Genomic DNA, 671 nt, shown 5'->3' with positions numbered 1-671 from the left:
CCATCGCTTAACACCCCCTCTAACCTACGACCTTGTACTCTTCAGACACCGTCGACTTCATGGGAACAGACAGTGCCTCAATCACGGGATACCTTTGAGAAACCTTCTGCAAAAACAAAGGCAAGTAGGAGCCAGTCACAGTCACGATAATGTGATTGCCATTCGAACTCGTGGAACACTGTAAGTTTGTAAACGCACTATCCAAGTGAAGGTTGGACACTTGGGTCTCAAACAGCGTATTTGCGGCACTTTGATAGTCGTTTTGAAGCACCCAATCGACGCCCGTTGAAAACCCTGTCCCGGAACCAGAATTTTGTTGCGACACCTGAGCTTGTGCTGCAAATGCGGCACTCGTCGCGGCATTTCTGAGAGAGGCGTAAGCGGTCATCGCAGTGCCAAACCACATCAAAATGGCGAGCATTACCATACCTAAAGTGACGAATAGAAACGTGAGATTTAATGCAACCGTATAACCATCTTCACGGCGTAAAAATTGGTAGAAACGTTTCATAGAGCGTTGTGCCGTCTTCATCATGGGTTTGCTCCCGTGTACTGCACCTCGTTCCAATAAGATGCTTGCGTGGTCATCGGGACGGTTGCACTGAGAACAGGTCCGCCAAACAATGTGAGTGCTTTATCAAACGGCAACGGTGCATTGTACTGAATCTCAA

General features: G+C 48.1%; 1 protein-coding gene. It reads right to left on the bottom strand.

Annotated features, from left to right (window positions below):
* Nucleotides 1-19: 19 nt before the first annotated feature.
* Complete coding sequence (locus AN477_RS21995; protein ID WP_157062121.1) at nucleotides 20-532, bottom strand: hypothetical protein; 513 nt, start codon at nucleotides 530-532, stop codon at nucleotides 20-22.
* Nucleotides 533-671: the final 139 nt, after the last annotated feature.

Source organism: Paenalicyclobacillus ferrooxydans, from assembly GCF_001399675.1.
GTDB classification, from domain to species: Bacteria; Bacillota; Bacilli; order Alicyclobacillales; family Alicyclobacillaceae; genus Alicyclobacillus_B; species Alicyclobacillus_B ferrooxydans.
This window is presented reverse-complemented; position numbering and strand designations above follow the sequence as displayed.

What these genes read in the sequence shown, in the direction of transcription:
- AN477_RS21995 (WP_157062121.1), bottom strand. Translation starts at nt 532, where the DNA reads ATGAAGACGGCACAACGCTCTATGAAACGTTTCTACCAATTTTTACGC.